12 protein-coding genes are annotated in these 12,944 nt (G+C 72.9%); 4 read left to right on the plus strand and 8 right to left on the minus strand.

The features are described 5' to 3' along the window. The first annotated feature begins 53 nt into the window (after positions 1-53). Together boxC and boxB are read left to right on the plus strand one after the other, a co-directional pair. Entirely contained in the window at positions 54-1,703 is a 1,650-nt protein-coding gene (boxC, locus tag AB0H37_RS33420; protein WP_179835788.1) for a 2,3-epoxybenzoyl-CoA dihydrolase, read from the plus strand. Positions 1,704-1,706: 3 nt separating this feature from the next. Next, positions 1,707-3,122 (plus strand): benzoyl-CoA 2,3-epoxidase subunit BoxB, encoded by a 1,416-nt coding sequence (gene boxB, locus AB0H37_RS33425; protein ID WP_360616814.1) that lies wholly within the window; start codon positions 1,707-1,709, stop codon positions 3,120-3,122. Here the strand turns inward: boxB and AB0H37_RS33430 are convergent. Further along, positions 3,119-4,759, minus strand: coding sequence for a cyclic nucleotide-binding domain-containing protein (locus tag AB0H37_RS33430; RefSeq protein WP_360616815.1), 1,641 nt, complete (start codon positions 4,757-4,759; stop codon positions 3,119-3,121). The genes boxB and AB0H37_RS33430 overlap by 4 nt on opposite strands. A gap of 12 nt (positions 4,760-4,771) precedes the next feature. After that, positions 4,772-5,110, minus strand: coding sequence for a hypothetical protein (locus AB0H37_RS33435; RefSeq protein WP_329089070.1), 339 nt, complete (start codon positions 5,108-5,110; stop codon positions 4,772-4,774). Positions 5,111-5,216: 106 nt separating this feature from the next. On the opposite strand from AB0H37_RS33435, the gene AB0H37_RS33440 reads away from it, so the two are divergent. Beyond that, complete coding sequence (locus AB0H37_RS33440) at positions 5,217-5,432, plus strand: hypothetical protein (RefSeq protein WP_329089072.1); 216 nt, start codon at positions 5,217-5,219, stop codon at positions 5,430-5,432. A 141-nt stretch (positions 5,433-5,573) separates the two neighbouring features. Here AB0H37_RS33440 and fdhA read toward each other — a convergent pair whose 3' ends face one another. Together fdhA and AB0H37_RS33450 are read right to left on the minus strand one after the other, a co-directional pair. Then, positions 5,574-6,788 carry a formaldehyde dehydrogenase, glutathione-independent gene (fdhA, locus tag AB0H37_RS33445; protein ID WP_329089074.1) on the minus strand — a complete coding sequence of 405 codons (1,215 nt, stop codon included), beginning with the start codon at positions 6,786-6,788 and terminating at the stop codon, positions 5,574-5,576. A 193-nt stretch (positions 6,789-6,981) separates the two neighbouring features. Continuing rightward, complete coding sequence (locus AB0H37_RS33450; RefSeq protein WP_360616816.1) at positions 6,982-8,136, minus strand: acyl-CoA dehydrogenase family protein; 1,155 nt, start codon at positions 8,134-8,136, stop codon at positions 6,982-6,984. 74 nt (positions 8,137-8,210) lie between these two features. Between AB0H37_RS33450 and AB0H37_RS33455 the strand changes: the two genes are divergently transcribed. After that, positions 8,211-8,786: a TetR/AcrR family transcriptional regulator gene (locus AB0H37_RS33455; RefSeq protein WP_329089077.1), complete on the plus strand. Its 576-nt coding sequence runs from the start codon at positions 8,211-8,213 to the stop codon at positions 8,784-8,786. Here the strand turns inward: AB0H37_RS33455 and AB0H37_RS33460 are convergent. The 4 genes from AB0H37_RS33460 to AB0H37_RS33475 are packed head-to-tail and all read right to left on the minus strand — an operon-like array spanning position 8,783 to position 12,636. Continuing rightward, complete coding sequence (locus AB0H37_RS33460) at positions 8,783-9,385, minus strand: ATP/GTP-binding protein (protein WP_360616817.1); 603 nt, start codon at positions 9,383-9,385, stop codon at positions 8,783-8,785. The genes AB0H37_RS33455 and AB0H37_RS33460 overlap by 4 nt on opposite strands. Further along, entirely contained in the window at positions 9,366-9,740 is a 375-nt protein-coding gene (locus tag AB0H37_RS33465) for a DUF742 domain-containing protein (RefSeq protein WP_179835780.1), read from the minus strand. Before AB0H37_RS33465 ends, AB0H37_RS33460 begins: the two co-directional genes overlap by 20 nt. 8 nt (positions 9,741-9,748) lie before the next feature. After that, entirely contained in the window at positions 9,749-10,189 is a 441-nt protein-coding gene (locus AB0H37_RS33470; RefSeq protein WP_205718435.1) for a roadblock/LC7 domain-containing protein, read from the minus strand. Further along, positions 10,186-12,636: a nitrate- and nitrite sensing domain-containing protein gene (locus AB0H37_RS33475; protein ID WP_360616818.1), complete on the minus strand. Its 2,451-nt coding sequence runs from the start codon at positions 12,634-12,636 to the stop codon at positions 10,186-10,188. Before AB0H37_RS33475 ends, AB0H37_RS33470 begins: the two co-directional genes overlap by 4 nt. Positions 12,637-12,944: the final 308 nt, after the last annotated feature.

Here is a 12,944-nt window from a genome sequence, read left to right on the forward strand (position 1 = left end):
AAGAGTGAAATCTGTAGAACATGATGGAGACGGCACCGGCGGAAGGACAGCCCATGACCAGCCCGCACGTGGAGTTCCGGGTGGACCCATCCGGCTACCGGCACTGGCGCCTGGACGTCGACGGCCAGGTCGCCACCCTCACGATGGCCGTGGACGAGCAGGGCGGGCTTGTCCCCGGGTACGAGCTGAAGCTCAACTCCTACGACCTCGGCGTCGACATCGAGCTGTACGACGCCGTCCAGCGGCTCCGCTTCGAGCACCCCGCGGTGCGCGCGGTGGTCGTCACCAGCGGCAAGGAGAAGATCTTCTGCGCGGGCGCCAACATCCGGATGCTGGCCGCGTCCCCGCACGCCTGGAAGGTCAACTTCTGCAAGTTCACCAACGAGACCCGCAACGGCATCGAGGACGCGACGGCGAACTCCGGCCAGACCTACCTGGCGGCGCTCAACGGCACCGCGTCCGGCGGCGGATACGAGCTGGCCCTCGCCTGCGAGCACATCATGCTCGTCGACGACCGCTCGTCGGCGGTGTCGCTGCCGGAGCTGCCGCTGCTCGGCGTCCTGCCGGGGACCGGCGGCCTGACCCGCGTGTCGGACAAGCGGCGCGTCCGCCGCGACCGCGCCGACTACTTCTCCACCAAGGCCGAGGGGCTCGGCGGCGGGAAGGCCGTCGCCTGGGGGCTGGTGGACGAGGCCGTCCCGCGCACCGCCTGGGACGAGACGGTCGCCGAACGCGCGCGGGAGCTGGCGGCCCGCTCGTCCCGTCCGCGCGACGCCGAGGGGATCGCGCTGACGCCGCTCGGCAAGGAGCGCACGGACGCCTCGATCGCCTACCGGCACGTCTCGGCGGAGCTGGACCGCGCCGCGGGCGCCGTCGAGATCACGATCGCGGGTCCGGACGCGCCCCCCGGCGGATTCCGCGGCGCGGACTTCTGGACGCTCGCCATGACCCGCGAGCTGGACGACCTCATCCTCGACCTGCGGACCAACGAGCCGGAGCTCGGCACGTGGGTGTTCCGCACGCGGGGGGCGGCCGAGCACGTCCTCGCCCATGACCGGCTGCTGCTCGACCACGCCGGCGACTGGCTCGCCGACGAGATCGTGCTCTACCTCAAGCGGACCCTGAAGCGGCTGGACGTCACCAGCCGCAGCCTCATCGCCCTGATCGAGCCCGGAAGCTGCTTCGCCGGCTCCCTCCTGGAGGTCGCGCTCGCCGCCGACCGCTCCTACCAGCTCGACGGCGTCTTCGAGGACGTCGACCCGGACGCCGACCCCGCCGCGGTCACCGTGGACGCGATGAACCTCGGCCCGCTCCCGATGGGCAACGGCCTCACCCGCCTGGCGACCCGGTTCCTCGGCGACGGCGCCGCGCTGGCCGCCGCCGGCGACGCCGCGGGCAAGCCGCTGGAGGCCGCCGACGCCGAGCGCCTCGGCCTGGTCACCTTCGCGCCCGACGACATCGACTGGGACGAGGAGATCCGCATCGCCGTCGAGGAGCGGGCCGGCTTCAGCCCCGACGCGCTGACCGGCCTGGAGGCCAACTACCGCTTCCCCGGCCCCGAGACCCTGGAGACCAAGATCTTCGGACGGCTGTCCGCCTGGCAGAACTGGATCTTCACGCGCCCGAACGCGTCCGGTCCGGACGGCGCCCTGCGCCGCTACGGCACCGGGCGGCGCGCCGACTTCGACCGAAAGCGAGTCTGAGCGATGGCGATCACCGCCGACTACACCGAGAAGATCCCCAACAACGTCGACCTGCACGAGGACCGGCGCCTCCAGCGCGCCCTGGAGTCGTGGCAGCCGAACTTCCTGTCCTGGTGGGAGTCGATGGGCCCGTCGCTGCCGACGCGGGAGGTGTACCTGCGCACGGCCGTCGACGTCGGCCGCGAGGGCTGGGCGCACTTCGGGCACGTCGCCATGAGGGACTACCGGTGGGGCATCTTCCTGGCCGAGCGCGACGGCGACCGCCGCATCGGCTTCGGCGCCCACAAGGGCGAGCCCGCCTGGCAGAAGGTCCCCGGCGAGTACCGCGCCGACCTCCAGCGCCTCATCGTCATCCAGGGCGACACCGAACCCGCGTCCGTGGAGCAGCAGCGCAACCTCGGAGCCACCGCGCCCAGCCTCTACGACCTGCGCAACCTGTTCCAGGTGAACGTCGAGGAGGGCCGCCACCTGTGGGCGATGGTCTACCTCCTGCACGCCCACTTCGGGCGCGAGGGGCGCGAGGAGGCCGAGGAGCTGCTGCGGCGCAACTCCGGAAGCGAGGAGTCGCCGCGCATCCTCGGCGCCTTCAACGAGGAGACCCCCGACTGGCTCTCGTTCTTCATGTTCACCTACTTCACCGACCGGGACGGCAAGTACCAGCTCGGCACGCTGAAGGAGTCCGGCTTCGACCCCCTGTCGCGCACCTGCGAGTTCATGCTCAAGGAGGAGGCCCACCACATGATGGTCGGCACCACGGGCATCGACCGGGTCGTCGAGCGGACCGTCCAGCTGATGAAGGAGCACGACACCGACGACGTCGCCCCGCACGGCGGGATCTCCCTGGACGTCGTCCAGAAGTACCTGAACTTCCACTACTCGGTGTCGCTCGACCTGTTCGGCTCCGAGACGTCCAGCAACGTCGCCAACTACTACACGGCCGGGCTCAAGGGCCGCTGGATGGAGGAACGCCGCCGGGACGACCACCGCCTCACCGACGACGCCGTCATGGTGGACGCCCTCGTCGACGGAGGCATCGGGCAGACCGAGGTCGCCGCGCTCGTCGGCCTCAACACCGACCTGCGCCGCGCCTACATCGCCGACTGCCAGAGCGGCGTCAACCGCTGGAACCGCATCCTGTCCGAGGCGGGCCTCCCGCAGCGCCTCCGCCTGCCCAGCATCGCCTTCAACCGCAAGGTCGGCGCATTCGCCGGCATCGAGGCCGCGCCGGACGGCGAGATGCTCGACGCCGCCGAGTGGGAGCGGCGCATGGGCGCCTGGCTTCCGACGGAGGTCGACAAGACGCACGTCCGGTCGCTGATGCGGCCCGTCCACGAAACCGGCAGGATCGCCGCCTGGATCGCGCCGCCCCGCAACGGCATCAACGGTCAGCCCTTCGACTACGAGTACGTCCGCCTCTAGCCGGCGGCCGGGAAGAGCCGCAGCCAGGCGTCGCCGGGGTCCGGCTCGCGCACCTCGACCGGCTCGAACTCCGGTCCGGCCCCGGCGATCCCGCGGTGCACGGCCGCGGAGACGATCAGGCCGATGACGGCCGCGACGGCCGAGAGCCGCCGCCGCAGGACGTCCGACTCCAGCAGCCTGGCGGCGCGGGCGAGCGCCGCTCCGGTGACCCCCTCCGGCCCTGCGTGCACCGGTCCCGTGTCGACCGCGACCCGCACCTGGAAGCGCCGTCCCCCGGCCGCGCCCCCGTTGTACCGGTCGATGCGCTCGGCGAGCGCCCGCACCAGCGGATCCGCCGGGGCGCTCACCGGAACCCCCGGCGGGACGACGAGCAGCATGCCGTCCCCGCGGTCCTCCCGGTGGCAGGCCGCCCAGGCCACTCCGGCGGCGGCGAACGACTCCTCCAGGGACTGGAACAGCACCCCCCGGATCACCGCTCGGTCCGCCTCGGTCCGGTCCGGGGAGCCGAACCCCACCACATCGGCGAACACGACCGTGCAGTCCTGCCCCGTGAGGAACAGGGACCCGGACACCGCCTCCGGGCGAGGCTCGCCGCCCGCCGTGAGCCGCTCCAGCCGGACCGGGTCGAGGACGTCGATCGTGCCGTCCCCGGCATGGACGAGTCCCGCGCCGTCCCACTCGTTGAGCACGCTGGCCACCGCCGCGGGCGACGACGACGTCCAGCCCGCCAGCTCGGTGCCCGTCAGCGGGAGCGCCCCGCCGCGCGCCCGCGCCAGCGTGGTGAACAGCGCGGCCAGCTGGCGCTCGGTGTCGGCGAGTTCGGTGCCCGAGGTGCGGGCCGCCGCCTCGACGGTGCGGTCGTGGGCCTGCTTCTCCAGCACCGACTGCACACCGGCGTGGCGTTCCACGACCCCCCGGAAGTCCGCCGCGCCGACGACGAGCGCCTCCACGGTGTCGAGCGCGATGACCGTGGCCGACCAGGCATCGCCCTCGAACAGCGCCCGCTCGCCGATGAGGTCGCCGGGACCGCGGACCGCCACGATCCGCTCCTCGCCCGCCCGGTCGACGCGGACCTTCGTCCACCCCGAGCGGAGGACGACGACGTAGTCGGCCGGATATCCCTGGCGCAGGATCGGCGCGCCCGGCCCGAAGGTGCGCGGACGCGCCACGCCGCGGACGGCGTCGCGCTCCTCCGAGCCCAGCGCGTGCCAGAAGCTGTCGCGGAGGTTCTCGGCACGGTCGGCGGACCGCGCGCGGGCCCCCTGCGCCAGGGCCGACGCGGCCCTGGCACGTGCGAACCCGGCCAGTGGCGCCACGAACAGGGCCAGGACGGCGAACGTGAACGCGGCGAGCAGCGCCGCCGCGAGCGTCCCGGTCTCAGCGGCGGCCCACGCCGTGCACACCGCCCCGAGGACGCCGAACGTCACGACCCCCCGCGCGAGCGCCCGCACCGGATCCGCCGCGGGCGCGGGCCCCGCCCCGTCCGCGGCGAAGGCGGGCGATACGTCGGAGAACGCCTCCAGCAGCCGCCGGGCCCGGCCCGCTCCGCCCGGCGGTACCGCGCTCGGCCCTCCGGTGGCCGGTGCGTCCGAGAACGCCTCCAGAAGCCCGCGCCAGCCGCGATCAGGATTCGGCATCCCATCCCCCATTCATCCGGCCTGGCCGGGCCCGTCGTCCTCACCGTCGCCGCCCGGGCCCGGCGGCAGGGCCCAGAGCGCGTACCGGCCGAGCTTCGCCATGACGGCCGGGGCGCTCGCCCCGCACGCGAACGCCAGCCACGGCGTGTTGATCAAGTCGCTCGCCGCGGCCGCCGCCGTCACCATCGCGGCGAGCATGCAGTGCAGAGCGCAGGCGAACAGGTAGTACCGGCCGCCCGGCCCCTTGGGGTAGCGCCAGGGCGGCCCCTTCACGCGCCGGTTCGCCTCCAGGAACGCCAGCGTGCGGTTGGCCGCGGCCCCCATGAGCCCCCACACGACGAACTGCCACATGACCCGACGGTAGGTTCCGGGCCGAGGGCAGACCGTGACACGCTGCACAAACCGCGCACAAACCCATCGCCCGGTCTCGCGACGGGGTTTCGATACTCTGCGCCGCATGGGTCCTGAGGAAGCCGGCGCGAAGGTCAAGCTCGCCACCACCCGGTACGAAGACCTCGCGGAGCAGCTCGAAGCCGCGAAGGAACACCTGTTCGACGCCTACGCGGACGCGGCCCGCAAGGGCCTCGGCCCCGAGGAACTGGCGGACGGCTCCCCGTTCACCGCCGACTACATCGCCCGCAGGCTGCGGGAGCGCGGCGTCGGGCCCGGCTAGCGGACCTGCGGCGATGGCATCCGCCGGCGACCTGCGCCTGGCCGGGTTCCCCCGGCCGGGACGGCGCGGCTGTGCGCCGACCCGGAGAGGGCGCCCGGATGGCGCTGCGGATCGCCGGCGGGTTCGAGCAGGGGGCGGGGCTCAGGCCGCGGCCCCCACCATGCCGTGCGGGTCGAGGATGTACTTGCGCGCTGCGCCCCGGTCGAACTCGGCGTAGCCCTGCGGTGCCTGCTCTAGCGGGATGACCGACGCGTTGACGTTCCGGGCGATCTGAACCCGGTCGTACAGGATCGCCATCATCAACTGCCGGTTGTACGTCATCACCGGGCACTGGCCCGTGACGAAGTACTGCGACTTGGCCCAGCCGAGGCCGATCCGCAGTCCGAGTTGGCCCTCCTTCGCGTTCTCGTCCGACGCGCCCGGGTCACCGGTGACGTACAGGCCGGGGATGCCGAGCCCGGCGGCGGGGCGGGCGACGTCCATGAGCGTGTTGAGGACGGTCGCGGGCTGCTCCGTCCCCGCACCCTCGTGCCCCTGGCCGCGCGCCTCGAACCCGACGCAGTCGACGGCCGCGTCCACCTCGGGAACGCCCAGGATCTGCTCGATCTGCGCGCCCACGTCGGCGTGCTCCGACAGGTCGATCGTCTCGCAGCCGAAGCCCCGGGCCTGCTCCAGCCGCCGCTCGTTCATGTCGCCGACGATCACAACGGCGGCGCCGAGCAGGAGGCAGGCGGTCGCGCACGCGAGGCCGACCGGTCCCGCGCCCGCCACGTACACGGTCGAACCGGTCGTGACGCCGGCGGTGTGGGCGCCGTGGTACCCGGTGGGGAAGATGTCCGACAGCATCGCCAGGTCGGGCAGCTTCTCCATCACCGTGTCGCGATCGGCCGGGAACTTGAGCAGGTTGAAGTCGGCGTACGGGACGACCGCGTAGTCGGCCTGGCCGCCGTGCCAGCCGCCCATGTCGACGTACCCGTAGGCGGCGCCCGGTCGTTCCCGGTTGACGTTCTCGCACACGCCGGTGTGGCGTTCCTTGCAGTTGCGGCAGCGGCCGCACGCGATGTTGAACGGGACGCTGACGAGGTCGCCCTCCTTGATGAACTCGACGTCCCTGCCGGTCTCGATCACCTCGCCGGTGATCTCGTGCCCGAGCGTGAGCCCGGCTGGCGCGGTCGTCCGGCCGCGCACCATGTGCTGGTCGGAACCGCAGATATTGGTGGCCAGTACCTTCAGGATGACGCCGTGCTGCAGCTTGCGCCCGCCCTGTTCGGCCAGTTCGAGCTTGGGGAAGTCCAGGTCTTCGACCGTGACCTCGCCCGGCCCCTGGTACACGACGCCTCGGTTGGTGTCCGCCACGTCCTCTCCCTCCCTTGCAGAGAGTCGGCTCGCAGGCGCCCGGAACGTCGGCCCGTGCTCGCTGCCCCGTTCTCGGACGTCACCGAGATCCATGATGGGTGTGTCCTATATATGCCCAGTTCATGGCCGTTAGACCGATTTTCGGCCGCCGCAATCGCTCAAGTTGCGCGCGGTCGCGCCGGAAGCCCGCAGGTCAACGCGTCGGCTGGCGGGCGAGGTGGCGGGAGATGACCAGGCGCTGGATCTGGTTGGTGCCCTCGAAGATCTGCATGACCTTGGCCTCGCGCATGAAGCGCTCGACCGGGAAGTCGCGGGTGTAGCCGGCGCCGCCCAGGACCTGGACGGCGTCGGTGGTGACCTTCATGGCGTTGTCGGTGGCGACCAGCTTGGCGACCGACGCCTCACGGCCGTAGGGGCGGCCCGCGTCCTTGAGCCGGGCGGCGGACAGGTAGGTGGCGCGCGCGGACTCGACGGCGGCGGCCATGTCGGCCAGGACGAAGGCGAGCCCCTGGTGATCGATGATCGCCTTGCCGAAGGCCTCGCGCTCCATGGCGTAGGCGACGGCGGTGTCGAGCGCGCCCTGGGCCAGGCCGGTGGCGACGGCGGCGATGCCGAGGCGACCGGCGTCGAGGCCGGCGAGGGCGATGGCCAGCCCCTGGCCCTCCTGCCCGATCAGGTGGTCCGCGGGGACGCGCGCGTCCACCAGGCGGACGGTCGCGGTGGTGGAGCCCATCAGGCCCATCTTGTCCTCGGGCTCGTCGAACTCCAGTCCGGGGGTGTCGGCGGGGACGTGGAAGCAGGAGATGCCGCGCGACTTCTCCTGCGATGTGCGGGCCATGACGGTGTAGAAGTCGGCCTCGCCGCCGTGGGTCGTCCACGCCTTGGCGCCGTTGAGGACGTAGGAGTCGCCGTCGCGGACGGCCCTGGCGCGCATCGCGGCCGGGTCGGAGCCCGCGTGCGCCTCCGACAGGCAGTAGGCGCCGAGGCGCTCGCCGGAGAGCATGCCGGTCAGCCACCGCGTGCGCTGCTCGTCGGTGCCGAAGGCGAAGAGTGGGAAGCAGGACAGGGCGTGGACGCTGACACCGACGCCGACGCTCGCCCAGGCCGCCCCGATCTCCTCGAGGACCTGCAGGTAGATCTCGTAGGGCTGGTCGCCGCCGCCGAACTCCTCCGGGTACGGCAGCGTCAGCAGGCCCGCCCGGCCCAGCGTCGTGAACACCGCGCGGGGGAACGTCCCGGTGCGCTCGGCGTCCGCGACGTGCGGCGCGAGCTCCTTGGCCGCGATCTCGCGGGTGAGCGCGATCAGGTCCTCGGACTCGGAGGTCGGCAGGTGCCGGGTGGCGGGCATGGGCGGACTCCTTTCGGCACCGCCAACCGTACCAAAAGCAGTACCGGCGAACCCGATTTGGTACTGTCGCCGTCATGACCTCGGTGGACGAGCGGGCGACCCGGGCGTCGCGGCGGCGCGAGACGCTGATCGACCGGCTCATGGACCTCTTCCTGGAGCGCGGGTTCGCCGAGCTGGGCGTCGCGGACCTGGCCGCGCTGCTGCGCTGCTCCAAGAGCACGCTCTACTCGGTCGCGGCGAGCCGGGAGCAGATCATCACGGCCGTCGTGCGGGCCTTCTTCCGCCGCGCCACCGACCGCGTGGAGGCCGCGCTCGACGACAGCGCCGACCCGCGTGAGCGGGTCGGCGCCTACCTGCGGGCGATCTCGGGCGAGCTGGCCCCCGCGTCCGCCGCGTTCTTCGCCGACCTGGACGCGTTCGCCCCCGCGCGGGAGATCTACAAGAGCAACACCCGGTACGCGGTGCGGCGCGTGCAGGGCCTCGTGCGAGAGGCGGCGCCCGGCGGCGACGCCGCGTTCGTCGGCGCCGTCGCCGGCCAGGTGATGGAGTCCATCCACCGCGGCGAGATCAAGGCGCAGACCGGCCTGGACGACTCGGCCGCCTACGCCGCGCTCGCGTCCCTCATCGTGGCCCGGATGGCGGCCGGCTAGCCGCGGTCCGCCTGCAGGGCGTGCTCGACGAGCGCCACCAGCACGCCCCGCGCCACCTCCCGGCTCCGCACGTCGCACATCATGACCGGGATCTCCGGGTCGACGTCGAGGGCGTCGCGGATCTCCTCCACGGTGTAGCGGCGGGCGCCCTCGAACCGGTTCGCCGCGATGACGAACGGGAGCCCCCGCTGCTCGAAGAAGTCGATGGCCGCGAAGCTCGTCCTGAGCCGGCGGGTGTCGACCAGCACGATGGCGCCCACCGCGCCGTAGGCGATCTGGTCCCACATGAACCAGAACCGCTCCTGGCCGGGCGTGCCGAACAGGTACAGCCGGACGCCGCCGGAGAACGTCAGCCGGCCGAAGTCCATCGCCACGGTCGTGGTGGTCTTGCCCTCCACGCCGCCGAGGTCGTCGACACCGACGGACGCGTCGGTGAGCATCTCCTCGGTGCGCAGCGGGCGCACCTCGCTCACCGCGCTCACCAGCGTCGTCTTGCCGACGCCGAAGCCGCCGGCCACCAGGACCTTCAGGGTGTGGAGCGGGACGTCGTCGTCGCGCCCGTGCGCGGTGGCGGTCGGGTCAAAGGCGGCGGAGTTCATCGAGCACTCTCATGAGGATGCGGGGGTCGGGGCGTTCGGTCTGCGCGGCCTGGGGCATCTCCTCGATCAGGCCGTACTGGTGCAGGTCCTCCAGCAGGATCTGCACGACCCGCAGCGGCAGGTCGGTCTCCGAGGCGAGATCGGCGGGCGTGGAGGGCCGCCCGCACAGCTCCAGCAGCCGCCGCTGCTCGCGCGACAGCCAGATCCGGTCGGCCGGGGTCCGGCCGGTCGCGACGAGGACGGTCACCAGGTCGAGGACGAGCCCGCGGGGGCGGGTGCGCCCGCGGGTGACCGCGTAGGGGCGGACGACCGGGCCGGCGTCCGGCCCGACCCAACGCTCTCTCGGGCTCTCCACTGCCGGCTCTAGCCTGACGCGCCCGAGCGCACCGGCGGATCCTGCGACTCGGCACCGCGCGGCTGGGCCGCCAGCGTGCGCCGCACCCGCTTGATCAGCATGGTCGTCTCGTAGGCGACCAGCCCCGCGTTGCCGCCGGCGTCGCTCAGCACGGCGAGGCAGCTCCCGTTGCCCGCGGGCATGACGAAGAACAGCATGCCGTCCAGCTCGACGACGGTCTGCCGCACCTGCTTGGCCTGGAAGTGCTCGCGGGCCCCGTTGGCCAGGCTGTGGAAACCCGACGACAGCGCCGCGAGGAACTCGGCGTCCTTGCGGGTGACGTCCCCTGAGGCGCCCATGACCAGGCCGTCCCTGGACAGCAGGACGGCCTGGCGGACCTCCCCGACCCGCTGCACCAAGTCGTCGAGCAGCCAGTCGAGCTCGCCGGAAGCGTTGCCCTGCCGCATCATGACTCCCCCCATTCATCACGTGGATCCGACTCGCCCGGTTCGTCGTCGACCCTGCCGCGCAGCCATCCCGACTGCAGCGACGCCATCAGGTCGCGGCTGAGCTCCGGGCTCGGTTCTTCGAAATCGTCCTCGCCCGCCGCCGCGGCGGGCTGGGCGTGCCGCGGCGCGGACCGTCCGCGCAGCTGCGGGGCCAGGGAACGCTGCCGCACCCGGCGCGGGAGCCGTCCCGTGACCTCGCTGTCCTCCACCCCGCCCGGCGGCGGCTCGGCGCCGTTCGGCCGGGCCCGTCCCGCGAACGGCTCGGGCGGATCCGGCGGCGGGGCGAGGGGCGGGTCGGAGGGCGGCGCCGGCGGCGGCACCGCCGGCCCGGCGGGCAGGCCGGCGAACTCGTCGGACGGCTGCGCCTGGACGATCCTGCCGGGCAGTGCCGGACGCGCCGGGCGGCCGAGCCGTGCCGGGCCCCCGCCCCCGAGGACCGCCGACCCGACCGGCTGCGGCGCCCCGGCCCCGCGGCCGCGCGCCGTGTGCCAGTCGTCGTCGAGGACGACCAGCGCGTGCGGCACGAGGACGATCGCGGTCGTGCCCCCGTACGGGGACGGCTGGAGCGACACCTGGATGCCGTGCCGGGCGGCGAGGCGCGCGACGACGAACAGGCCGAGCCGCTCGGTGTCGACGAGGTCGAACTCGACGGCGCTGCCGAGCCGCCGGTTCAGCTCCGCCAGCTCGTCGGGCTCCAGGCCGACGCCCCGGTCGACGACCTCGACGGCCAGCCCGTTGGCGACGGTCTCGACCTTGACGGTGACCTCCGTGGCCGGCGGGGAGAACGACGCCGCGTTCTCGATCAGCTCCGCCAGCAGGTGGATGACGTCGGCGACGACGTCGCCGGTGACCGCGGCCGAGGACGCGCCGGTCACCTCCACCCGCGTGTAGTCCTCCACCTCGGCGATCGCGGCGCGCACCACGTCCTCGGCGGCGACCGGGTGGTCCCAGGCGCGGACGGTCGGCGACCCGGACAGGATGACCAGGCCCTCGGCGTGCCGCCGCATGCGGGTGGTCAGGTGGTCGAGGCGGAACAGGTCGTCCAGCTCCTCGGGGCTGGACGCGCGCCGCTCCATCTGGTCCAGCAGCCGCAACTGCCGGTGCAGCAGCGACTGGCTGCGCCACGACAGGTTGATGAAGACCCGGTTGATGCTGGCGCGCAGCTCGGCCTCGCCGACCGCGGTGCCGACGGCCGTGCGCTGCACGGCGTCGAACGCGTCGGCCACCAGGGCGATCTCCCTCGTCCGCCCCGGCTCCGGGCGCGGGGCCTCGGCGTCGACGTCGACCTTCTCGCCGCGCCGCAGCCGGGCCACGACCGCGGGCAGCCGCTCGTGCGCGAGCCGCTGCGCGGACGCCTGCAGGTCCCGCAGCTCCCGCGCGAGCCGCCGGGCGAACAGCACCGACAGCGTGACCGATGCGGCCACGATCAGCAGGCCCACGACGCAGGCCAGGTAGAAGCGCAGCATGATGCGGTGTCCGGCGGGCTCGACCAGGTCGTCGTTCAGGGCGTCGCCGAGGCGGGAGGAGGAGGTGAACCACTTCGGGGCCAGCTCCTGCGTGCCCGCCCGCCACTGCTGGACGCCGGGAGTGAGGCCCTGCCGGCGGATCTGGCTCTCGATCAAGGTGAAGCTTCCGTAGGCGGGCGATGTGGCGAGATCCTCGACGATCCGGGACAGCTCGCCGGTCACCTCGGTGCGGGCGAGCGAGAAGAACTGCTCGCGGTTGCCGGCCCAGCCCGCGAAGGCCATGCGCTCGGCCGCGCTCAGCCGGCGCGCGCCGGCCGCGGACATCAGCGCGTCCTCGCGCAGCATGAAGTCGCTCGCCCATGAGAAGTGGGTGATGCCGGCGCTCTGCCGGTACACCGCGGTGTCGTTGACGCTGATGAACGTCGTCAGCAGCCGGAACGTCGAGTCGGAGAAGCCGCTGTAGGCGTCGATGGCCTGCACCGTGCTGGCCGCGCCCTGGTCGATCTGGGTCCGCAGCGGTTCGAGCTGGTCGAGGCTGTCGTCCAGCGCCTCCATTCGCTGCCAGAGTTCCGGGCCCATCGCGTTCCTGAGGCGGGGCTTGAAGGCCGCCGAGCGGAAGTTCGCCACGGCGGCGTCGGTCTTGGCCGCGAGGTCCGCGTAGGCCCGCCTGCCGGCGTCGGTCCGCGCCGTCAGGACGGCCACGGCGGTGGCGCGCTCGCGCTGGAGCGCCCCGATGACGGTCCCGGCCGGCAGCCCGACGTCCTTGTACATCCGCGTGAACTCCGACCGCTGCAGCGCGGCGGACAGCGTCGTCCCCGCCGAGAACACCCACAGCGCGACGAGAGCGGCGAGCGGAATGGCGAGGAGCATCGCGATCCGCCGCCCGACCGGCCGCGTGCGCGGCCGTTCATGGGAGCCATGAACCTGTTCGGGCTTGGTCACCGGCCCACACTCCTGATCGTCTTCGTCCCCGGTCGTCCCCGACCGACCTGGCGGGACCGGAGCATACTTAGTTCGATTTGCCGGAGACCAGAGGTCTTACCTGCGGCGACTTGTGATCTCTCGCGTGCACCGCGTGAACGATCGCTTCCCGGGCGTGTGCGCGGCGGTTTGCGGGCACTGAGCCGCCGCGGCCGCTCCCGCCGCGCACCGCCCGCCCTTTCCCGAGTGTCGTCGCAGGTCAGTGCGTCGACCGCAATTGAATGATCTTGTAATTGATTGGTCTTCCGGTTCTTGCCGAGCACATCGCA

The sequence above is a fragment of the Actinomadura sp. NPDC023710 genome (assembly GCF_040639875.1).
In the GTDB taxonomy this organism is placed as follows: Bacteria; Actinomycetota; Actinomycetes; order Streptosporangiales; family Streptosporangiaceae; genus Spirillospora; species Spirillospora citrea.

Excerpts from the sequence above, each read along its gene's own strand:
- boxC (WP_179835788.1), top strand. The coding sequence starts at position 54 with ATGACCAGCCCGCACGTGGAGTTCCGGGTGGACCCATCCGGCTACCGG.
- boxB (WP_360616814.1), top strand. The coding sequence starts at position 1,707 with ATGGCGATCACCGCCGACTACACCGAGAAGATCCCCAACAACGTCGAC.
- AB0H37_RS33430 (WP_360616815.1), bottom strand. The coding sequence starts at position 4,759 with ATGCCGAATCCTGATCGCGGCTGGCGCGGGCTTCTGGAGGCGTTCTCG.
- AB0H37_RS33435 (WP_329089070.1), bottom strand. The coding sequence starts at position 5,110 with ATGTGGCAGTTCGTCGTGTGGGGGCTCATGGGGGCCGCGGCCAACCGC.
- AB0H37_RS33440 (WP_329089072.1), top strand. The coding sequence starts at position 5,217 with ATGGGTCCTGAGGAAGCCGGCGCGAAGGTCAAGCTCGCCACCACCCGG.
- AB0H37_RS33450 (WP_360616816.1), bottom strand. The coding sequence starts at position 8,136 with ATGCCCGCCACCCGGCACCTGCCGACCTCCGAGTCCGAGGACCTGATC.
- AB0H37_RS33455 (WP_329089077.1), top strand. The coding sequence starts at position 8,211 with ATGACCTCGGTGGACGAGCGGGCGACCCGGGCGTCGCGGCGGCGCGAG.
- AB0H37_RS33460 (WP_360616817.1), bottom strand. The coding sequence starts at position 9,385 with ATGAACTCCGCCGCCTTTGACCCGACCGCCACCGCGCACGGGCGCGAC.
- AB0H37_RS33470 (WP_205718435.1), bottom strand. The coding sequence starts at position 10,189 with ATGATGCGGCAGGGCAACGCTTCCGGCGAGCTCGACTGGCTGCTCGAC.